This is a genomic window from Mucisphaera sp. (genome assembly GCF_965279675.1).
GTDB lineage: Bacteria > Planctomycetota > Phycisphaerae > Phycisphaerales > Phycisphaeraceae > Mucisphaera.
Window position 1 is genome coordinate 1,480,790 of record NZ_CBDIIJ010000002.1, and the last position, 21,791, is coordinate 1,502,580.

The 21,791-nt window shown below is 62.4% G+C and carries 19 protein-coding genes; 7 read left to right on the plus strand and 12 right to left on the minus strand.

The genetic code is table 11. The annotated features are described in order from the left end of the window. Positions 1–386: 386 nt before the first annotated feature. The 3 genes from ACQZAB_RS06470 to ACQZAB_RS06480 all read right to left on the minus strand — a co-directional run bounded on the left by ACQZAB_RS06470 (position 387) and on the right by ACQZAB_RS06480 (position 5,386). Positions 387–2,357: a DNA gyrase/topoisomerase IV subunit B gene (locus tag ACQZAB_RS06470; RefSeq protein ID WP_428388148.1), complete on the minus strand. Its 1,971-nt coding sequence runs from the start codon at positions 2,355–2,357 to the stop codon at positions 387–389. A 141-nt stretch (positions 2,358–2,498) separates the two neighbouring features. Further along, the gene (locus tag ACQZAB_RS06475) at positions 2,499–2,897 is read right to left on the minus strand and encodes a hypothetical protein (protein ID WP_428388149.1); all 399 of its coding nucleotides are present in this window, start codon (positions 2,895–2,897) and stop codon (positions 2,499–2,501) included. Between the two features lie 71 nt (positions 2,898–2,968). Continuing rightward, positions 2,969–5,386, minus strand: a complete 2,418-nt coding sequence (locus ACQZAB_RS06480; protein ID WP_428388151.1) for a DNA gyrase/topoisomerase IV subunit A — start codon at positions 5,384–5,386, stop codon at positions 2,969–2,971. Positions 5,387–5,469: 83 nt separating this feature from the next. Here ACQZAB_RS06480 and ruvC point away from each other — a divergent pair, with 83 nt between their 5' ends. Beyond that, positions 5,470–5,982: a crossover junction endodeoxyribonuclease RuvC gene (gene ruvC / locus ACQZAB_RS06485; protein WP_428388152.1), complete on the plus strand. Its 513-nt coding sequence runs from the start codon at positions 5,470–5,472 to the stop codon at positions 5,980–5,982. Positions 5,983–6,180: 198 nt separating this feature from the next. Here the strand turns inward: ruvC and ACQZAB_RS06490 are convergent, their stop codons facing one another. After that, positions 6,181–9,642: a valine--tRNA ligase gene (locus ACQZAB_RS06490; protein WP_428388154.1), complete on the minus strand. Its 3,462-nt coding sequence runs from the start codon at positions 9,640–9,642 to the stop codon at positions 6,181–6,183. Between the two features lie 116 nt (positions 9,643–9,758). Here ACQZAB_RS06490 and malQ point away from each other — a divergent pair, with 116 nt between their 5' ends. Both malQ and ACQZAB_RS06500 read left to right on the plus strand, forming a co-directional pair. After that, positions 9,759–11,285 carry a 4-alpha-glucanotransferase gene (gene malQ / locus ACQZAB_RS06495; protein WP_428388156.1) on the plus strand — a complete coding sequence of 509 codons (1,527 nt, stop codon included), beginning with the start codon at positions 9,759–9,761 and terminating at the stop codon, positions 11,283–11,285. A 36-nt stretch (positions 11,286–11,321) separates the two neighbouring features. Further along, a complete protein-coding gene (locus tag ACQZAB_RS06500) occupies positions 11,322–11,555 on the plus strand; it encodes a hypothetical protein (protein ID WP_428388158.1) in 234 nt (77 codons plus the stop codon). Between the two features lie 73 nt (positions 11,556–11,628). Here the strand turns inward: ACQZAB_RS06500 and ACQZAB_RS06505 are convergent, their stop codons facing one another. The 6 genes from ACQZAB_RS06505 to ACQZAB_RS06530 all read right to left on the minus strand — a co-directional run bounded on the left by ACQZAB_RS06505 (position 11,629) and on the right by ACQZAB_RS06530 (position 15,775). Continuing rightward, positions 11,629–12,612: an aldo/keto reductase gene (locus ACQZAB_RS06505; RefSeq protein WP_428388160.1), complete on the minus strand. Its 984-nt coding sequence runs from the start codon at positions 12,610–12,612 to the stop codon at positions 11,629–11,631. Positions 12,613–12,621: 9 nt separating this feature from the next. Continuing rightward, positions 12,622–12,909, minus strand: coding sequence for a 4a-hydroxytetrahydrobiopterin dehydratase (locus tag ACQZAB_RS06510; RefSeq protein ID WP_428388161.1), 288 nt, complete (start codon positions 12,907–12,909; stop codon positions 12,622–12,624). Positions 12,910–13,007: 98 nt separating this feature from the next. Further along, positions 13,008–13,451, minus strand: coding sequence for a hypothetical protein (locus ACQZAB_RS06515; protein ID WP_428388163.1), 444 nt, complete (start codon positions 13,449–13,451; stop codon positions 13,008–13,010). A gap of 3 nt (positions 13,452–13,454) precedes the next feature. Beyond that, positions 13,455–14,273 (minus strand): SDR family NAD(P)-dependent oxidoreductase, encoded by an 819-nt coding sequence (locus tag ACQZAB_RS06520; RefSeq protein WP_428388165.1) that lies wholly within the window; start codon positions 14,271–14,273, stop codon positions 13,455–13,457. 78 nt (positions 14,274–14,351) lie between these two features. After that, positions 14,352–15,344 carry a UDP-glucuronic acid decarboxylase family protein gene (locus tag ACQZAB_RS06525; RefSeq protein ID WP_428388167.1) on the minus strand — a complete coding sequence of 331 codons (993 nt, stop codon included), beginning with the start codon at positions 15,342–15,344 and terminating at the stop codon, positions 14,352–14,354. Beyond that, positions 15,341–15,775, minus strand: a complete 435-nt coding sequence (locus ACQZAB_RS06530; RefSeq protein ID WP_428388169.1) for a hypothetical protein — start codon at positions 15,773–15,775, stop codon at positions 15,341–15,343. Before ACQZAB_RS06530 ends, ACQZAB_RS06525 begins: the two co-directional genes overlap by 4 nt. Positions 15,776–15,920: 145 nt before the next feature. Between ACQZAB_RS06530 and ACQZAB_RS06535 the strand changes: the two genes are divergently transcribed. Both ACQZAB_RS06535 and ACQZAB_RS06540 read left to right on the plus strand, forming a co-directional pair. Beyond that, positions 15,921–16,445, plus strand: coding sequence for a hypothetical protein (locus ACQZAB_RS06535; protein WP_428388171.1), 525 nt, complete (start codon positions 15,921–15,923; stop codon positions 16,443–16,445). Next, entirely contained in the window at positions 16,442–16,999 is a 558-nt protein-coding gene (locus ACQZAB_RS06540; RefSeq protein ID WP_428388173.1) for a DUF501 domain-containing protein, read from the plus strand. Before ACQZAB_RS06535 ends, ACQZAB_RS06540 begins: the two co-directional genes overlap by 4 nt. A 3-nt stretch (positions 17,000–17,002) precedes the next feature. Here ACQZAB_RS06540 and recO read toward each other — a convergent pair whose 3' ends face one another. Continuing rightward, a complete protein-coding gene (gene recO / locus ACQZAB_RS06545) occupies positions 17,003–17,746 on the minus strand; it encodes a DNA repair protein RecO (RefSeq protein WP_428388175.1) in 744 nt (247 codons plus the stop codon). Between the two features lie 24 nt (positions 17,747–17,770). Continuing rightward, positions 17,771–18,766: a hypothetical protein gene (locus ACQZAB_RS06550; protein ID WP_428388177.1), complete on the minus strand. Its 996-nt coding sequence runs from the start codon at positions 18,764–18,766 to the stop codon at positions 17,771–17,773. Between the two features lie 82 nt (positions 18,767–18,848). Here ACQZAB_RS06550 and ffh point away from each other — a divergent pair, with 82 nt between their 5' ends. Continuing rightward, positions 18,849–20,387 carry a signal recognition particle protein gene (gene ffh, locus ACQZAB_RS06555; RefSeq protein WP_428388179.1) on the plus strand — a complete coding sequence of 513 codons (1,539 nt, stop codon included), beginning with the start codon at positions 18,849–18,851 and terminating at the stop codon, positions 20,385–20,387. Between the two features lie 178 nt (positions 20,388–20,565). Then, positions 20,566–21,789, plus strand: a complete 1,224-nt coding sequence (gene serB, locus ACQZAB_RS06560; protein WP_428388181.1) for a phosphoserine phosphatase SerB — start codon at positions 20,566–20,568, stop codon at positions 21,787–21,789. Positions 21,790–21,791 lie beyond the last annotated feature (2 nt).

Sequence of the window (21,791 nt, forward strand, 5' to 3'; positions counted from 1 at the left end):
CTCCTTTCACGAGCCCAAGGCGCAAGCCTTTGGACAATCGCTCCCATCGCCTTCACGAGCCCAAGGCGGAAGCCTTGGGGCAATCACCACACGAACACCAACAAACACGGGTGGCTGTGGGCACGTCGCGTGCCCACAGAACCAAAAAGCCATAACCCGGTCGCGACGCGGCCGGGCTCTCAACCAACAACACCCAAAGACTCTCCGGAAAACCCAACCACTACGAACGCATCTCTCCCACAAGCCTTCTTCTCGATCCAAGTCAAGAGAAACAAGACCAAGAACCTTCAGCCGTGTACCGACGACCAACACACATGAGTGGCCGTGGCCAGCTCTGCTGGCCACAGAACCAAACAGCTCAAGCGCTTAGACCCACCCCTTCCCGCTCAAACATCCAACGCCTCCGCCGTCTCCGCACGCTCCATGATGAAACGAAAACGCGCCGAAGCATCCTTCCCCATCAACTCATTCACCACCCGATCCGCCTCGATCGCATCCGGAATCTCCACCCGCAAGAGTCGCCGCGTCCCCGGATTCAACGTCGTCTGCCACAACACCTTCGGCATCATCTCGCCCAACCCCTTGAACCGCGTGATCTCCACCTTCGACCGGCCATTCAACTCGCCAAGAATACGATCCCGATCCGCATCATCCGCCGCCCAGAACGTCTCCTGACCCACGTCCACCCGATACAGAGGCGGCAAGGCGATGAACACCCGCTCGTCCTGAATCAGACCCGGCAAAAACCGATAGATAAAAGTCAGCAGCAACGTCGTGATGTGATGCCCGTCCGAATCCGCATCCGCCAGCAGAATCAACCGCTGGTAACGCATCTTAGACAGATCAAAGTCCTTCCCGATCCCACACCCCAGCGCCGTCACCAGGTCCGCCAACTCCTTGTTGTCCAGCACCTTCTTCAGCGTCGCCGACTCCACATTCAGCACCTTCCCCCGAAGCGGCAACACCGCCTGACGCTGACGATCCCGCCCCTGCTTCGCCGACCCACCCGCCGAATCCCCCTCCACCACAAACAACTCAGTCTCCGTCCGATCCTTCGCTAGACAGTCCGCCAATTTTCCGGGAAGCATCAGCCGAGCCGTAGGCGTTTTCCGCGACACCGCCGCCGAAGCCGCCCGCGAAGCCTCACGCGCCCGCGCCGCCGCAATGATCCGCGCCACAATCGCCTGTGCCGCCGTCCCGTTCGCATTCAACCACTGCTCAAGACTGCTCCGCACCGCATTGTCCACCAGCGCCGTCGCCTCAGCATTGTTCAGCCGATCCTTCGTCTGCCCCTGGAACTGCGGCTCCCCAATAAACACCGACACAATCGCAATTAATCCCTCCCGCAAGTCCTCCGCCGTCAGCGTCACACCCCGAGGCGACAACCCATGCGTCTCAATGTAATTCCGAACCGCCTTCCCCAGCCCCGCCCGAAACCCATTCTCATGCGTCCCCCCATCCCCCGTCGGGATCCCGTTCACATAACTCCGCACATGCTCATCCGTCGACTCCGTCCACCGAAGCGTCACCTCCACCCGCCCACCATTCTCCTTTTCCGTCCAGAAACTACTCTCGTGAATCGGCCGGGCACCCCGCTGCGCCATCAGGTGATCCAGGTACTGCCGAATCCCCTCCTCATGCCGAAACACAACCTTCTTCTCATCACCCGACGCCCCCTCGTCCTCAAACACCACCCGCAAACCACGATGCAGATAGCTGATCACCTCCAGCCGCTCTCGAATCACCTTCGCATCAAAACGCGTTTTCGGAAAAATCGTCGCATCAGGCGTGAACCGAATCGTCGTCCCCGTTCCGCGAGCGCCCGGCTTCGCCTTCAGCTTCCCAGTCGGCTTGCCCGCCACAAACGACAGCGAATACCGCTTCCCATCCCGACGCACCTCCGCATCCAGCCGCTTCGACAACGCATTCACCACCGACGCCCCAACCCCATGCAACCCGCCCGACGTCTTGTAGTTCTGACCCTCAAACTTCCCGCCCGCATGGAGCGTCGTCAGGATGATCTCTAGCGCCGACTTCTTGTGCTTCGGATGCACGTCCACCGGAATCCCACGCCCATTGTCCGAAACCGTCACAGTCTCCCCGTCCGCGCCAAGGGTCACCACCACCTCGCTCGCATGACCGTTCATCGCCTCGTCAACAGAGTTGTCCACCACCTCCCACACCAGATGATGCAACCCAGCCGAACCCACACCCCCGATGTACATCCCCGGACGCTTCCGAACCGGATCCAACCCCTCCAGAACCGTGATGTCCTTCGCGCTGTACGCAGCAGCAGCAGCCGGTGGAACCGCGGCAGGGGGGGGAGGGGGGGGTGGAGCGGGGGGAGGGGGGGTCATGGTTCGTCCTCCTTGACGAAGCGATCAATCATACAAGCCACATATCACCAAACGAAAAAGGGGGGTAGGCCCCTCAGCCTACCCCCCGGGAGACACAGCTGATCATACATGACCAGCCCGCACGTCAGTTGTTCAGACCGCTTAGCGATCCAGCTCCACACTCACCGTCCGGTCACGATGGATCACAAACCGGATCGGACCCGTATACCCATCCTTGTACCACCGACCCATCTTCAGCGGACGCCAGAACCGGCCCTTGCCCGGCTCCGTCCAGTGAACCTCCGCATGCCGAGGAGCCGTCAGCGACGGATGCTTCAGGTCCTCATCCTGGTCCGGCCGGATCGTACCGAAGCTCATCGGCATCTCCGCACCCGTCACCACCACCTCACTGATCTCAAAAGGTGTGTCGTTCTCCACCCAGAAAATCAGCTTACGCTCGGCCTGAGCCGAATCCGCTTCCGCTTCCTTCGGACCACAACCCGTCAGCAAAGCTGCGGCCATGGCACCCACGGCGAATACAATCACAAAAGGCTTGAACATCGGACAACTCCCCTGTCTCTGGGCCCCGCCGGGACATCCGGCCGCTGGGCGTGCAGAAGAGTTATCGGCCCCTAACCCTCCGACTTGAGCTCCGGTGCTTCGATTTCCTCAGGAATCACCCCCTTCACGCTACCGGTCTTAACGATCTCGCGGCCTTTGCCGCCTCGGGAAGATAGCTCGTACTTCGCCGTGTTGATCCGCTGCTCCGCGCCACGACCCGTCACCACCGTCAGCGTATCCCGCTCCGTCTCCGCCACCCGCATCCCGATCAGCCGATCGCCCGAACCCAGCTTCAGCACGATCACACCCCGCCCCGGACCCGACAACGCATTCACCTCGTCCACCCGACAAAGCAGCGCCCGCCGCTGCTCCGAGGCCACCATCAACGTCTCATCATCACCCGCATAAGCCACCCCCAACACCCGCGCCCCCTTCGCCAGCCGCGCGAACCGCCGCCCCGAACGCGTGCTCGGCTCCGCATACCCCGACAGCGAGAACCGAAGCCCATACCCGTCATCGCTCACCGCCAACGCATGCGGCACATCCGGCTCGTTCGCCACATCGGTCATGAACCGCTCATCAAGCGAAATCACCGCCACCACCCGCTCGCCATCCGCCAGCTTGAACAGCTTCTGGATCGGCTCGCCATACCCCGTCGTCGCCGGCAGATCGATGATCCGCGCCGTGTACGCCACCCCGTGACTCGAAAAGAACACCACCGTCGACCGCGTCGACCCACCCACACAAGCCAGCACCCGGTCCCCATCCCGAACACGAGACTTGCCCGGATCCTTGATCTCCTTCTGCCGCTTCACCCAACCATCCGCCGTCACCAGCACATGGTTGTCCTCCTCAACAATAAAATCCTCCGCCGCAAACTCAGGATCCGCCGCCCCCTCATCCATCACCGTCCGCCGCGGCTCGCTCTTGCCAAGCTCCTTGCCCAGCGACTCGATCTCCCCCCGAACAATCTGCCAGATCCCCGAACCCGTGTCCGCCGCATCCGACTTCAGCAGCTGCCGGATCTCACGAGCCCGCTTATTCTTCTCCTTCAACTCCTCCCGGATCAGGTTGATCTCCAGCCGCGCCAGCCGATACAGCTTCAGCTCCAGAATCGCATCCGTCTGCTCCTCATCCAGCCCACCCTTGCCCCCAAACCGCTTCATGAGCTTAGCCGCCGCGTCCGCCTTCCCCTCCGACGCCCGGATGATCTTGATGATCTCATCCAACGCATCAAACGCGATCGCAAACCCCTCCAGCAGGTGAATCCGCCGTTCCAGCTGAGCCAATTCAAACTCAAGCCGCCGCGTCACCACACCCAAGCGGAAATGCAGGAAGTGCCACAACACCTCCTTCAAGCCCAACCGCTGCGGCGCCGCCACCTCCGGATTCTCCGTCGGCACCAGACACGTCAGATTCACCCCCACATTCACCTGCAAAGGCGTGTGCTTGAACAGATAAGCCATCACCATCTGCTCATCCGCATCCTTCTTGAGCTCAAGCACAATCCGCACGTCATCCGTCGACAGATCCCGCACATCCAATAGCAACGGCAGCTTCCGACCGACAATCACCTCCGCGATCCGCTCCACCACCACCGACTTATTCACCCCATACGGCACCGACGTCACCAGAAGCTCCTTCGAGCCCCGACCCGCCTTGCCCGCCTGCCACGTCGCCCGCAGCTTCACACTCCCCGAACCCGTCTGGTACAGCTCACGCAGCGCCGCCTTCTCCGCAATCAACTGCCCGCCCGTCGGAAAGTCCGGCCCCTGAATCGCATCCCTGCCCACAAGCTGATACGGCTTGATCTCCGGGTTATCCAACAGCTTCAGCAACGCCTTACACACCTCACCCGGCGCATGAGGCGGCACGCTCGTCGCCATCCCCACCGCGATTCCCGACGAGCCGTTGATCAACAGATTCGGCAGCCGCGATGGCAACACCACCGGCTCGCTCTTCGTCCCGTCGTAGTTCGGCCGGAAATCAACCGTCTGCTGGCCGATCTCCTGCAGGATCTCCGCCGACACCCCCGCCAATCGACACTCCGTGTAACGCATCGCCGCCGCCGGATCACCATCCAGCGACCCGAAGTTGCCCGACCCGTCAATCAATGGCACACGAAGCGAAAACGGCTGCGCCATCCGCACCAACGCGTCATAAATCGCCGAATCCCCGTGCGGGTGATAGTTACCCATCACATCCCCCACCACCTTCGCACACTTCCTATGTTTCGCCTCCGCTGTCAGCCGCTGCTGCCACATCGTGTACAGAATCCGACGCTGCACCGGCTTCAAGCCATCCCGCACATCAGGCAGCGCCCGACTCGTAATCACCGACAACGCATAATTCAGATAACGCTCGCTCGCCGCATCGTGCAGCGAAACAGCGTCAATCACACCACCGCCACCCGATCCGCCAGCCCCCGCACTCGCAAACAGATCCGATTCGTCCGTCTTCGTCTTGGTTCGTCCGCGTCGCTTGGCCAAAATGCCCTCCGTGGCGCTATCCGTGGCGTCTGCCCCGGCTTAGTTGAACGCGAGTATACGCCCCAAACCGATACCCTTAAAAGATGACCCCCAACCCCGACCCACCAATCATCCTCGGCATCGACCCCGGATCAAGAATCACCGGCTACGCCATCCTCGCCCCCACCCAACGGCTCAACGACCCCCGCGTCCTCGAAGCCGGCATCATCAAACTCCCCGCCACCCAGAACATCGAAGCAAGACTCACCCAACTCCACGCCGACACCCAGGACCTCATCCAACGCTTCAACCCCGCCACCATGGCCATCGAAAAACTCTACGCCCACTACGCCCACCCCCAAACCGCCATCGTCATGGCCCACGCCCGAGGCGTCATCCTCCTCGCCGCCCAACAGGCCGGCCTCACCATCGACCACCTCCCCTCCACAGAAGTCAAAAAATCCATCACCGGACACGGACACGCCTCCAAAGAACAGGTCCAGGCCGCCATCACCACCCAACTCGGCCTCCCCGAACCCCCCAAACCCGTCGACGTCTCCGACGCCCTCGCCATCGCCCTCACCGCCTTCCGCCGAAAAACCCTCCAAACCCTCTAACCCCCTCGCGACCCAACCAGACTCCCCTAACCCGCCGCGTGCCCACAGAACCAAGAGTCCCAATGCCATCCTCCGACCACCCACCCATAACCGGGCCGTGACACGGCCGGGCTCTCAAACACCCGCTCCCCCCACCCCGACACCAATACCCCCACCGTCTTCTTCCAGTTGCCGACCGGCGCCAGCAACTCAACCGCCCTAAAGCGCCTCCAACTGCCCCCGAACCGTCTCCTCCTCCGCCTCCGCCGACGCCAACTGGTTCCGCGTCTCCTCCACCAGATGCGCCGGCGCCCCATTCACGTACTTCTCATTCCCAAGCCGACCCTTCAGATTCTTGATCTGACCCGCCAACTCACCCAGACGCTTCGTCAGCCGCGCATGCTCCGTCTCCACATCCAGCACCCCGTGCACATAGACCTCCACCCCCGACACCACCGCCGACGCCGCATCCCCAGGCCGCTCAACGTCCGCACCAATCGACCCACAATCCGCACTCGCCAACCCCAGAATCAAACCTTCGTGCGCCTCCAGCGACGCCAGCACCTCACCCCCCGCCTTCAACGACACCGTCACCCGATCCCGAGGCGGGACCTTGTTCGCCGTCCGAATCTCCCGAATCCCACCCACCACCGCACGCACCAACTCAAACGCTTCCTCCGCCCCCTCATCCACCAACCCGCCATCAAACACCGGCCACGCCGCCGTCGCGAGTAACTCAGAAGGTGCCAACGACACCCCATCCACCGACCGATCCGGCGACACCTCACCCAGCGCCTCGAACAACCGCTCGGTGATAAACGGCATCGAGGGATGCAACAACCGCAGCGCAGCATCAAAACACGCCGCCAACACCCGCTGCTGCGTCACACTCTCCGCCACCGTCGGCTTCACCGCCTCGATGTACCAGTCACAAAGATCACGCCACACCAGGTCGTAAAGCGTCGTCGCATACGGCGCAAACTCATAACCCGACAACTGCTCCGTCGCCGCCGCCGTCGCCCGCGCAAACCGCGACAAGATCCACCGATCCGCCAGGCCCAACGCACCCAGTTCCCCACCCGAATCCAGGTCCTTCAGATACCCCAGCGAAAATCGGCTCGCATTCCAAAGCTTGTTCGCAAAACGCTGCCCGTACTCAAACTTCTCCGACGTATTCCGCGCCAGCGGCGCTTCATCGCTCGGCACAGACTTCCCCGAAGCCACCCCATACGAACTCACCATCTTCTTCGTCTTGTCCGCCGGACTCACCTGCTCCGGCGCCGCCACCTTCACACCCCCCGACCCCGTCACGAACTTAGGCGTAAACACCTCCCCCGAATGCGGATCAATCATGTCCACCGGCATCCGCACGTCCTGCGTCTGCGTCGTCATCGACGTCAACGTAAACCGCATCGCATCCGCCCCATGCGAATGGATGATGTCCATCGGATCCACCCCGTTCCCCAGCGACTTGCTCATCTTCTGCCCGTGACCATCCTGAATCATCGCGTGGATAAACACATCCCGAAACGGCAGCCGCCCCAGGAAATACAGGTTGAACATCACCATCCGCGAAACCCACAACGTGATGATCTCCCGCGCCGTACACAACACCGACGTCGGATTAAACCGCTCCAGCAACCCCGCCATCTCCCCCTCCGCCGCAGGCCACCCCATCGTGCTCATCGGCCACAACGCCGAAGAAAACCAGGTGTCCAGCACGTCCGGGTCTCGCACAAAGCCAGCGGCTTCTAGCTTCTTTGATGGCTCCGGATCATCAGTATTAAGACAAACGCTAAGCATGTTCTCCATAACCGACAGATCTGATAGAGGATCGCTATATGCAAATCCTCTTTTCCAGGTCACTTCTGGATATGACTCACATATTTCACTTGCGATTTCTCCAGCTTTTATTTCTTCTGCACTGAATATCTCTTCAGCAGAGACTTGTCGCTTCTCAACGGAATCTTTGGTAGCTAAAAAGTCCTGAAACCGCTGCTGTGTTTCTTTACTCGTTTTGAATGTCCACACCGGAATCCGATGCCCCCACCAAAGCTGACGCGAAATACACCAGTCCCGGATGTTCTCATGCCACACCTGGAACGTCTTCGCATAACGCGCCGGATAAAACGTCAGACCCGTCGCCTCATCCGATCGCTCGAAACCAAGCTGTTCCAGGAGCTCATTCAGCTCGTTGATCTCCAGCTTGTCCTCCCAGCCCTGCTCCACCCGCACGACCAGGTCATCCCCCTCCGTCTCGATCGAATAGGCCTCATGCGGATAAGCCTGCAACCCTGCCTCCAACGCATCCGCGTCCCCCGTCGTCTTGCGCCACACCCCAGCGACAGGCACTTCGAACGGATTCTCCTCAGTCCAAACCGGTCCCGCAGATTCGGATCTTTGCGACGGGGCCATCGCACGCAGCGCCGCCCCCGCCAGCCGATCATCCGTCACCTTGACATACCACTGGTCCGACAGATAAGGCTCCACCGGCACGTGGCTCCGGTAGCTGTGCCCCACCGCATGGCGGTAAGGCCGCGCCTCCGCCATCAGATCCCGCTCCCTAAACCAGCGCACCACCGCCTTCCGAGCCTCCTCCCGCGACAACCCCCAAAACGCTTGTAATTCAGTGTTTTTCTCGGGTTCTTCTTCCGGGGGCCAGCCGTGATCCTTCGAGATCGACCCGTCCGGCGCCATCACATTGATCGCCGCCAGATCATGCCGCTGACCGATCTCCCAGTCGTTCGGGTCATGCGCAGGCGTCACCTTCAGGAAACCCGAAGCCATCCGCGCCTTCGCATCCTCCGAGTCCTCATCCGGGATCACCACATAGTCATCCCCGATGATCGGAATCACCCGCCCCACAATCGGCAGCCGCACCGACTTCCCGATCAGCGCAGCCCGCGGGCCATCCTTCGGGTTCACCGCCACCGCCGTATCCCCGAGCATCGTCTCCGGCCGCGTCGTCGCCACCGTCGCAAACGCCCCCGTCTCGTTACCCGCCCCATCCACCACCGGATACTTCATGTACCAGAAGTGCCCGTCCACCTCCTGCATCTCAACTTCGTCATCCGCCAGCGCCGTCTGCGACACCGGGTCCCAGTTCACCAATCGCTTCCCCCGATAAATCAGCCCGTCCTTAAACAGCCGGAAGAACGCCTCACGCACCGCCTTCGCGCACACCGGGTCCATCGTGAACCGCTGCCGATCCCAGTCACACGAACACCCCATCTCCCGCAACTGCTCCGTGATCCGCGCCTCGTACTCATCCTTCCATGCCTGAACCTTCTCAATAAAAGCCTCACGCCCCCCCTCACCCGCCGCCTCTTTCAGCTTGTAATCCTTCAGCGACGGCTCGCCCGCCTGCTGCAGACGCTTATCCACCACCGTCTGCGTCGCAATCCCCGCATGGTCCGTCCCCGGCATCCACATCGTGTCGAACCCACGCATCCGATGAAACCGAACCAGTACATCCTGCAACGTGTTGTTCAGCGCATGACCCAGATGCAACGCAGCCGTCACATTAGGCGGAGGAATCACCACCGAATAAGCCGGACGACCCCCCGCACCATCCACCGCCGCATGACCCGCCTTCGCCGCCAGCCAGCGCTCCGTGATCGCCTTCTCCACCTCCACCGGCCGATACGCAGGCGGCAACACACCCGTCATGCTCTGACTCATCTGCAACTGTCCTCTTCTGCTTGCCGCTTGGCCCAACACGCCAGGCGAGTCCCACATCATAAACGCCCCACAAATCCCCGCCTCTCAACGGCCCACCCGCTATCCTGTCCCCACCCATGTCTCGAAAACCCTCAAAACCCGCCATCCCCACCCTCAACGACCGCGCCGCCGGCCTCCTGCTCCACCTCACCTCCCTAGCCGGGGCCTACGGCACCGGCGACCTCGGCCACCCCGCACTCGGACTCGTCAACTGGCTCAAAAAAGCCGGCTTCCGCTGGTGGCAGATGCTCCCCATCACCCCCGCCAGCCCCGAAAACTCGCCCTACGAATCCATCTCCGCCTTCGCCGGCTGGCACGCCCTCATTAGCCTCGAAGCCCTCGTCGATGACGGCCTCCTCACTCGTGAAGAACTCGCCGCCGCCGAGCAGCTCCCCACACACGCCGCCTCCTTCACCCAGGCCCAGCAGCTCCGCTACGACCTCCTGCAGACCGCCTTCCAACGCTTCGAAAAAGACGAGTGCTACGCCGCCTTCCTCGACCGCGAGTCCGCCTGGCTAGGCGACTGGTGCCTCCACGAGGCCATCCGCACCACCCAGCACGGCAAGCCCTGGCACCAGTGGCCGGAACCCCTCCGACTCCGACGACCCAAAGCCATCGACGAAGCCCGCGTCGAACTCGCCCAGCCCATCGCCTTCCACGCCTTCGTCCAGTTCACCTTCGAACGGCAGTGGCACCGACTCCGACAGGCCGCCCACGACGCCGGCATCGGACTCATAGGCGACGTCCCCATCTTTGTCGGCATGGACGCCGCCGACGTCTGGGCCCACCGCGAACTCTTCGACCTCGAACCCGATGGCTCGCCCAAAGCCATCTCAGGCGTCCCCCCGGACATGTTCAGCGACACCGGGCAGGTCTGGGACCACCCCCTCTATCGATGGGCCGAACACGAACACACCAACTACGCCTGGTGGGCTCAGCGCATGCGCCGAACCCTTAACCAGTTCGACGCCGTCCGCATCGACCACTTCCTCGGCTTCTGCCGAAACTGGGCCATCCCCGCCAAAACACGAGACGCCCGCGACGGCAAGTACCGACCCGGACCCGGCTCCGCCTTCTTCGCCTCCCTTGTCGAACAGCTCGGACCCATGCCCGTCATCGCCGAAGACCTTGGCGTCGTCACCGACGAAGCCCGAGCCCTCCGCGACGCCATGAAGTTCCCCGGCATGTCCGTCACACAGTTCGGCTTCGACGAACCCGACGCCGAACACGCCCCCCACAACCACCCCAGACACGCCGTCGCCTACACCGGCACCCACGACAACGACACCCTCCACGGCTACTACCAAACCACCTCAGCCAAAACCCAGCAACGCATCCTCGCCTACACAGGCGGGACCCCCGACAACGTCGCCCACGACCTCACCCGCATCACCCTCGCCTCACCCGCCACCACCGCCATCATCCCGCCCCAGGACCTGCTCAACCTCGACACCAGCCACCGCATGAACGTCCCCGGCAAGAAACGCGGCAACTGGACCTGGCGACTCGATCAGAACCTCCTAACCCCCGAACTCGCCCACAAGCTCCACACCCTCAACGAAGCCACCGGACGCCTGCCCAAACCCAAGCCCGCAAAAAAATAATCTTGATTCTTAATTATTGCGGATTATACTGGTGGCATGACCGTTCAGCAGCTTCAGACCGTCTACCGAGCCCAGCCCTTCAAGCCTTTTACCATCCGCATGGCCGACGGCCGCTCCTTCCTCATCCCCCACAGCGAATATCTCTCCTTCTCCAAACGTGGTCGCACCGTCGTTATTCACCATCTCACCGATGACGAGTTCTCCATCATCGACCTGATGCTCATGACCGAAATCCAGGTGCACGACGGCAACAACGAAAAAGCCGCTTGAAACAGACTTCTTGAGTCCCGGTGAGCCGGGCCGTGTCGGCCCGGGCCGATCGATATGAAGAGCCCCACACCCCTCACCCCCCCAACACCTCATCCACCCGCTGCTTCACCTCCTCGGTGATCTTCTCCACATCGCCCACCGCCTTCAGCGTCTCCTCCAACTGCTCCGGTCGGGACGCCCCAAGAATCGCCGTCGACACATTCCGGTTGCTCAGCACCCAAGCGACCGCAAACCGCGTCATCGATAGCCCCACCTCATCCGCCACCCGCCCCAGCGCTTTCACCTGCTTCAGCCGCCGGCCATCGTCCGACAGCAGCATCTCCTTCAGCCACTCGTACCCCGGCAGGTCCAGCCGCGACCCGTCTGGAATCCCGTCGTTGTATTTCCCGGTCAGCAGCCCCGAGGCCAGAGGCGAATAGATCGTCGTCCCCAGCCCCACGTGCCCCGGGTCATACAACCCCGAAAACGACCGCTCCACCGGCTCCCGATTCAGCAGGTTGTACTGAGCCTGCTCCATCGTTGGCGGGATCAACCCATTCCGCACCGCCACGTCATAAGCCTCAAAAATCTGAGCCGCCGACCAGTTCGACGTGCCCCAGTACAACACCTTCCCCTGCCGGATCAGGTTGTCCATCGCCAGCACCGTCTCGCCAACAGGCGTCTCAGGGTCGTACCGATGGCAGAAATATAGGTCCAGATACTCACACCCCATCCGCCGGATCGCGCCGTCACAACACTCCACCACGTGCTTCCGCGACAACCCCCGCTGACACGGCCGCGGCTCCCCGTCACGCACCGTCCCCCACCACACCTTCGACGACACACAATAAGAATCCCGCCGCCAGCCCAGCCGCCCCAGCGCCTCGCCCATCAACTCCTCAGACCGACCCCGCTCATACCCCTCCGCGTTGTCGAAGAAGTTCACCCCCGCGTCATAAGCCATCCCCATCAGCCGATCCGCCGCATCCGACTCCACCTGCTTCCCAAACGTCACCCACGACCCGAACGACAACGCCGACACCTGCAAACCCGATTTGCCCAGACGACGATACTCCATCACAACCTCCTAAACCCCGATGCTCTCGATCGCCTTCGCCAACCCCACATCCAGCTCCGTCACCGCATCCCCCGCGTCATGCGTGCTCAGCGCAATCCGCACCGTCGAATACACATTGAACAACTCCGGATGATGACCCTGCTGCTCCGCATGCAACGCGATCTGACTGATAAACCCAAACGCCGCCTTGAAGTCTGCGAGCTTCCAGGTCTTCGTCAGCTTGTTGTTATCAAGTGCCCAGCCAGGCAATTCTCTAAGTGCGTTTTCAATCTCGCTGGAAGCTAAAGGACTAGGCATCATGCTCACTTTCAAACCTTAAACGTTGGACGACTCACTTATGACTCATCGTAGCCCTACGGAGTCCACAGGTTCCTCTAAAGTCTCAATGATGTGATCTATAGATCCGCCTCATCTCTCGGAACCAGTTCTGGCTCGTCTACTTTCAGAGTCATCGCCTGTGTGAAATTAAACAAACTCTCTTGATCCACAGCCTTACCCACTAAGGCAAAATCGATCTCTACAAGCTCACGCAGGTAATCATGCCGCTCCCGCCAGTACGCGTGAAGGTCGGTGTCCTCAACGGAGGACGTTTGTGCAAGGAGATCACTCCATGACTGCGGCATTGTGTCGGTTGTTTCGATGTGATGGATGGCAAGTGCGCAAACGTAAGCATGTGCGGAAGTCGCATGCATCAACTCATCTGACTTATCTGCAACCTGCTTAGCCTGAAGAAATGGGATAAACAGCATCAAAGCCAAACCACCTAGAACGGTCCATGTAAACCATCCAGGCAAGCTTGAATCCCAAATCGAGGCCCTGGTTTGCTGTAGATCGGCCACAGTTCACTCCCACTCCGCCACCGAATCCCCAACCCCGTTCGCCAGAAAACCACCATCCACCACAAGCGTATGCCCGTTCACAAACCGCCCCGCCGGCGACGCCAGATAAACCGCCGCTCCCGCAATCTCCACAGCCGTCCCAAACCGCGCCATAGGCGTGTTCTCAAGAATCCGACGCCCACGATCCGTCCCCTCAATAGCCTTCCGGTTGATGTCCGTTGGAATGAAACCCGGCGCGATTGCGTTCGTCCGTATCCCGTGACGTGCCCACTCGGTCGCCAGATTCCGCGTCAGCCCCAACACCCCCGACTTCGCCGCCGCATAAGCCGTCACCTCTGTCAGCCCGACAAAGCTGCTGATCGACGCCAGATGAATCACACACCCCTCGTGCTGCTCCTGAAAGATCGGCCTCGCCGCCTGCGCCAAACGCAGCGCTCCCGTCACATGGATGTCATACAAATCATTCATCACCGCCGGGTCGAGCTCCGCCGTCGGCACCTTCGCCAACACCCCCGCCGCATGCACCGTGATATGCAAACCACCCAACACATCCACCGCCTTGCGCACCGCCCGCTGCACCGACTCCCCCTTGGTCACGTCCAGCGACACCCCGGCCACCGTCGGCTCGTCCGTGTCGTTGATGACAATCCCGTCCAGTTCCTGAACCGTCTCCTCGATCACCTCCAGCCGCCGCCCGCCAATCAGCACCCGAGCCCCATGCTCCAGCAGCGCCGCCGCAATCGCCTGACCGATCCCGGTCCCACCACCCGTCACCAGCGCCACCTTGCCCGATAGATCAAACATCCGCGTCGAAACACCCATGATGCACTCCTAGCGCCACCCAGCATAGCAGCCAGCCCTATCGAGCCGTATTCAAGACCCCCGATCCGCCAACAGTTGTTACCCCACCCCGCCGGTCGGCCGCCGAAACGCCGTCAGATCCAATCCCTTGAAATACGCAATCGTCTTCGCCAACCCCTCACGCAACGCCGTCGCCGGCTCCCACGCCAGCTCACGGCGAGCCAGCGTGATGTCCGGCTGCCGCTGCGTCGGATCATCCGCCGGCAAAGGCTTGTGCACGATCTTCGACGACGAGCCCGTGAGCTCCAGCGTCAGCTCCGCCAACTCCCGAATCGTGAACTCGTTCGGATTCCCCAGATTAATCGGCCCGATCAGCGAATCATCCGCCGCCATCATCGCCAGAAACCCATCAATCAGATCATCCACATAACAGAACGACCGCGTCTGCGACCCATCCCCATAAAGCGTCAGATCCTCCCCACGCAGCGCCTGGATAATAAAGTTCGACACCACCCGCCCGTCATACGGATGCATCCGCGGCCCATACGTATTAAACACCCGCACCACCCGGATGTTCACCCCGTTCGCCCGCTGATAATCAAAGAACAGCGTCTCCGCCGCACGCTTACCCTCGTCGTAACACGCCCGCGGCCCAATCGGATTCACGTTCCCCCGATACGACTCCGGCTGCGGGTGCACATCCGGATCCCCATACACCTCCGAGGTCGACGCCTGAAACACCTTCGCCCGACAACGCTTCGCCATCCCAAGCACGTTGATCGCCCCCATCACCGACACCTTCATCGTCTTGATCGGGTTGTACTGATAATGAATAGGCGACGCCGGACAAGCCAGGTTGTAGATCTCATCCACCTCCAGCCAGCACGGATGCGTGATGTCGTGACGAATCAACTCGAAGTTCGAAGCCCCCAGCAGATGCGCAACGTTCGACTTCTGGCTTGTAAAAAAATTATCCAGACAGATGACATCGTGCCCGCTCGCCACCAGCCGCTCGCACAGATGCGACCCCAGAAACCCCGCGCCCCCCGTCACCAGAATCCGCTTCAGCGGGCCACGTCCCTCAGCGTTCATGCCGACACCGCAGAAGACACCGGCTCAAACGTCGCACCCGGCTCCACATCGAAACTCACCAGCTGACCCACCGAAAAATCCGCCGTCTTCTGAAGATCCATCAGCGACACCACCACCGCCGTGGCCGCCTTCACCGTCAGCGTGTTCTTCCCGGTGTCACCAGCCACGACCCGGCCCTGCACCCGCCGCGGACGACCCGCCACCGGCTCGATGTACCGCCCGCCCGCCGGCACCACATCCACCCGCTTCGCCTTCGCCGCGATCACCCCCGTCACCTTCGAGCCCTCCGCCGGCAACGCCCCCCGACACTGAAGCAACAGCTGGTAGTCCGTCCCCGCCAGCTTCAACACCACCGCCGACCCCTCCACCGACACCACCCGGCCCGTCGTCAACGAAGAAACATCAGGCGTTATAGAAGACGTTTCGCTCAAAGCCAGGCTCCACATGTTGAAAGTCCAACCAGCCAAACCAACACACCACCACCCCGCGACCCCATACCCCCATCCGTTACGATAGCCGTCTGGCCAGACGCCGCCACTCGACATCCATCCCACCCGACCCAACCAAGACCCCATCGTGGCTAGCGACAAGCAAATCAACACCGCTTACTGCACCGACCGCATCAGGGTCGACTACGCCCACGTCGGGCTCTACGACGCCAAGGCCCGCCAGACCTGGATCGCCAGGAAACGCTGGGGCGTCGTCCCCGTCCGCGTCTCTCATGCCCGGCTCCTCAAAGGCGGAACCCAGGACACCTCCACCGCCGAAAAAGACCGCTTCATCTGCTACTGGTTCCACACGCCCGACACAGGCGACGGCTTCGTTCACGGCTATCCCATCGAGTGGGACGAAGGACACCTCCTGATCCGACTCGACCCCAACTGGAACTTCCTCACCCAGACCTTCATCCCCACCACCGACACCGCCAAAATCGAACGCAACATCAAACAGCAACACAAATGGGGACAAAGCATCTTCGAGGCCTACGCAGCCCGCAAACCCAAATTTCCCCTCTCCTGGCACCTCGTCGGACCCCGCGCCGCCGACTCCCTCTTCTACGTCGAACGCATCGAGCCCGGCCAGACGAGTCCGAGCCGGTGACCGCCCCCGCCACCACCTGGTCTCTCACCGACACTGACCGCCAGACCCTTACCAACCAGCTCGGCCGCCCGCCCCGCGGCCAACTCCGCGTCGTTGTTCGCCACCCCGACACGACCCCCGCCGTCATCCAGACCTACCCCGCCTTCCGCACCGCCGACGGCCGACTCGAACCCTTCCCCAACCTCTACTACCTCACCCACCCCACCCTCTGCGCCGTGATCGGCCAGCTCGAAAGCGCCGGCTGGATCACCCGCCTCGAACAGATCATCGCCGCCGACCCCAACCTCATCACCCAACTCACCCAAGACCACAACCAATACCGCCAAACCCGCTGGAACCTCCTCACCCCCGAAGACCAGCAGGAACTCACCGCCGCCGGCCGAGCCCCGGCCCTCCAGCAAACCGGCATAGGCGGAATCGCCTACCAGACCCAAGCCGGCCCCGCCCTCAAATGCCTCCACCTCCACACCGCCCACCACCTCGCAGCTCAGGCCGAGAACCAAACCACGACCGTGGGTCAGCTCATGATTCAGCACCAATTGATAGCCATCTGATCTTCACCCCAGGACAGCCCGCATCGTCTCCGTCTCCACGCCCAACAGCTCCCGCGTATAGGCCACCAGCAGCCGATTGGCCCGCTTCACCGTCTCCAACTCCGCGCCCTCGATCGACTCGCTCGCCGCCACGCGCTGAATCAGCCCGACGGTCTTCGCCCGGACTCGCCACCGGTCGGGATCCACCATCCCCTCCGAAACCATCGTGAACCCGCCCGAGGGCGCATCGAACCAGCTCGCCCGCCCGCCGGGCAGCGCCTCGCCCGTCCGCACGTCCTCACTCACCCTCGGCTCGTACCCCGCCTCCTTGAGAAGCCGCCACTGATACCCCAGCAGCACCTCACCCGCATCGCCGCTGCGCAAGCCCGTCACAAAATCGACCAACGCCTCAAACAATCCCTCGTGCGGGTCCTCATCCTCAAAAAACCGCACCGTCACATCCGCCACGTACAGCCCCACCCGCTGGGCTTCCAGATTCCGGCGCAGATGCAGACAGTCATCCTGCAAATCCCACTCCGTGATCGTCGCCAGCTCGCTCCCCGCTCGCGTCACCCCGCAGGCCTGCCCCAGTGTCAGCAGCTCCAGACCGCCCGAAAACCGCTCGATCGCACTCGGCGACCACCGCTTCGAACCCTTCGCCAAACCCCGGATCCGACCCCGACCCCGCGTCCATAGCGTCACCAACTGGCTGGTCTCCGACCAGTCCGCGCTCCGCAAAACCACTGCCTGTTCCTGAAACCTCGGCACACCGAGAGTCTACCCACCCCCGACTCAACCGCCCGACGCCGACCCGCCCAAACCCAGCATCCCCAGCGGCCAGGCGATGTACTTCAGGTGCATCGCGTGATCCGAGCCATCCGTCCGCGGACTCCCGAACACCTCGAACCGACCCGCGCCCGCTCGCGAGTGATGCCGCAGCTTCTCGCCCACCGGATAGTCCACCGCATAACGTTCCAACCCCAGATGCTCGATCAGCACATCCGCCGTCTCCTCCGTCGACGCATACCCAGGCGGGTCGTAACTGTTGTGCGTCACGATCATCGCCTTCCGGCCCGCCGCCGCCTCGGCCGCAAACCGCTTGAAGTCCGCCATGTGATCCGCACGCACCACCTTATCCGCCACCTCACCTTCGTAACCCGCGTAGATCGTGTCCGCCATCACCAGATGATCGATCCGCGCAAACGCCTCCGGGTCCTTCAGCACCTCCCGCACCGCGCCAAACCCCGCTGAGAACGACGTGACCGTCAGCGTCCGAATCTCCGCCTCATCCGACACCCCATCCACCGCCCGTGCCGCCGCCAACCCCTCCTCAACCAACCGATCAAACAAACCCGGGTCCGACGCAAACGGCACCCGATACTTCGAGCTCAAACCCCCAGGCGAAAAATAAACCAGCACCGCCGCCATCTCGTGCTCGTCCAGCGCCTCCACCACCCAGTCCAGCCCCAGATGGAAATGCACCACCACATCCACCTCAGCCGTCCGGTCATCCCCAAGCAGCACCAGTGAGTCAGGCACGTACACCACCGCCGAAGGATGCGACAGCGACAGCACCCGACCCAGCCGCTCCGACGCCGGCAGATCACGCACGTCCACCACCGCCGCCACCGCTTCCGAGGCCGCCTCCTCCGCCTTCGCGGGCTCCGACTCAACCACCGCCGGCGCAGGCTTCACCGGCTCGGGCTCAACCACCTCCGGCTCAGGCGACACCGCACAACCAGCCGCCAACATCACACACAGCCACGCCGTCAGAATCAGCCTCTTCATCCCCTCAGCCTACCCCGACACACACCCCGCCTCACCCCCTTACAATGACAAATCGCTCAAAAAAACTGGAAAGGCCCCCACGATGTTCGGCCAGCTGTCCGACCGCTTCGAATCCGCCCTCAAACGCCTCTCCGGCCAGGGCAAGATCTCCGCCTCCAACGTCAACGAGGCCATGGAAGACGTCCGCACCGCGCTGCTCGAGGCCGACGTCCACTACGACGTCGTCGCCAGCTTCTGCGACCGCGTCCAGAACGCCGCGCTCGGCAGCGAGGTCCTCAACGCCGTTAAGCCCGGCGAGCAGATGATCAAGATCGTCCACGACGAACTCGTCCGACTCCTCGGCGGCGACGAAGCCCTCGCCGAAGCAGATAACCCCGAAGCCCTCACCAACCCCACGGCCAACCTCGGCCTCATGGAAGTCTCGCCCGGACCCACCGTCGTCATGATGTCCGGCCTCCAGGGCTCCGGCAAAACCACCACCTGCGGGAAGATGGCCGCCTACCTCAAGAAACGCGGCAAGTCCGTCCTCCTCGCCGCCGCCGACCTCCAAAGACCCGCCGCCGTCAAACAGCTCGAAGTCCTCGCCCAACAGGTCAACGACGAAGCCGAAGGCGACGGCAACGTCCAGTTCTACGCCGAACCCGACAAAGTCGCCGAGTACGGCAAAGCCGTCGGAGCCGCCGTCACCGTCTGCCGCAATGCCGTCAACCAAGCCCGCGAACAGGCCGTCGACTTCGTCATCCTCGACACCGCCGGACGACTCCACGTCAACGACGAACTCATGGGCGAACTCCGCCAGGTCCAGACCGCCGTCCAACCCCACCAGATCCTCCTCGTCATCGACGCCATGACCGGACAGGACGCCGTCAACTCCGCCAAAGCCTTCGACCAGCAACTCGAAGTCGATGGCGTTGTCCTCACCAAGTACGACTCCGATACCCGAGGCGGCGCAGCCCTCTCCGTCCGACAGGTCACCGGCCGACCCATCAAGTTCGTCGGCGTCGGCGAAAAACTCGACGCCCTCGAAGCCTTCCACCCCACCCGCGTCGCCGGGCGCATCCTCGGCATGGGCGACGTCGTCTCTCTCGTCGAACGAGCCCAGGAACAGGTCTCCGAAGAAGAAGCCGAAGCCCTCCAGGAAAAAATGGCCAAGGGCCAGATGACCATGGACGACTTCCTCAAGCAGCTCCGCACCATCCGACGCATGGGGTCCTTCAAATCCCTGCTCGGCATGCTGCCAGGCGTCGGCAAAGCCATCAAAGACCTCCCCATCGAAGAAAAACAGATCGACCGCACCGAGGCCATCATCCAGTCGATGACCAAAGACGAACGCAAGGGCTCCGAGGCCCTCAACAACTCCCGCCGACGACGCATCGCCGCCGGCTCCGGCACAAGATCCGAAGACGTCTCCCAACTCGTCAAGGGCTTCGAGATGGTCTCGCAGATGGGCAAGGCCATGTCCGGCATGGGCATGCTCGGCAAAGCCCAGGCCATGGCGAAGATGGACCCCCAACAAGCCATGGCTTCGATGGGTGGGATGCCCGGCATGCCAGGCCGCAAAGGCTCCACCAAAACCGTCAGCGTCAAAGACAAATTCAAAAAACGCAAAAAACGCAAGTAGCCCCCACGACTCACCCCGGGTGCCACGGTTTCTTGACGACAACGTCGTCACAAGCCGTGCCGATCCCCGAATAGCCTGACTGGCTGTGGTCCTGCCACAGCGGCGGGGGTGGGGGGGGCATAGAACCAGAAGATCAGCCTCCCCCCACCGCCACCCAAAACAAACCATAATTCCCCCCATGCCCCTGCTCCTCCACATCACCGGCCCCGATCACCCGGGCATCACCCAGGCCATCACCACCGCGCTCGGGCCGGCTCGCATCCTCGATCTCAACCAGGCCGTCATCCACCAGTCCGTCCTGCTCGCCATGGTCATCGAAGACACCGAGCAGCCCCTCGATCCGCTCCATCAGGCCGTTACCCACCTGGGCATGACGCTCAGCACGACCCAGCTCTCAGACGAAGACTACGAGACCTGGCGCGCCGCCGAAGGCAAACCCCGCTACATCCTCACCCTCCTCGCCCGAGCCCTCACCGCCGACCGGATCCAACGCGTCGCCGCCGCCCTCGCCGAACGCCAACTCAACATCGAAGTCATCACCCGCCTCTCGGGACGACCGGCATTGCAACAAACCGAAACCGTCAACCCAGAGGCATCTGTGGTAGCAGACCGAAATGCGGGGGGGGTTGCCTGTGTCGAGATGCTCATCCGAGGCGACCTCGACGACCCCGACAGCCTCAAGGCCGACTTCCTCGACCTCGCCCGCGACCACCAGATCGATATCGCCTGGCAGGTCGACAACGCCTTCCGCCGCGTTCGCCGACTCGTCGCCTTCGATATGGACTCCACCCTCATCCAGCACGAAGTCATCGACGAACTCGCCGTCGAAGCCGGCGTCGGCCAGCAGGTCGCCCAGGTCACCGAAGCCGCCATGCGTGGCGAACTCGACTTCGAGGCCTCCCTCCGCACCAGAGTCGCCCTGCTCAAAGGCCTCGACGAACAGGCCCTCCAACGCGTCGGCCAACGACTCCAGCTCACCGAAGGCGCCGAAACCCTTCTCACGAACCTCCGCCACCTCGGCTACAAGACCGCCATCCTCTCAGGCGGGTTCACCTACTTCGGACGGATGCTCCAGCAGCAACTCGGCATCGATCACGTCGCTGCCAACGAACTCGAGATCGTCGACGGCCAGCTCACCGGCCAGCTCACCGGCCGCGTCGTCGATGCCGCCCGCAAGGCCGAACGCCTGGGCGAGATCGCGCTCGAAGAAGGCATCCGTCTCGAACAGACCATCGCCGTCGGCGACGGAGCCAACGACCTGCCCATGCTCTCCCAGGCCGGCCTCGGTATCGCCTTCCACGCCAAGCCCCTGGTCCAGGCTTCCGCCGATCAGAAGATCTCCACCCTGGGCCTCGACGCCATCCTCTACCTCATCGGCATGCGCGATTCGGATCGGGTCTGACC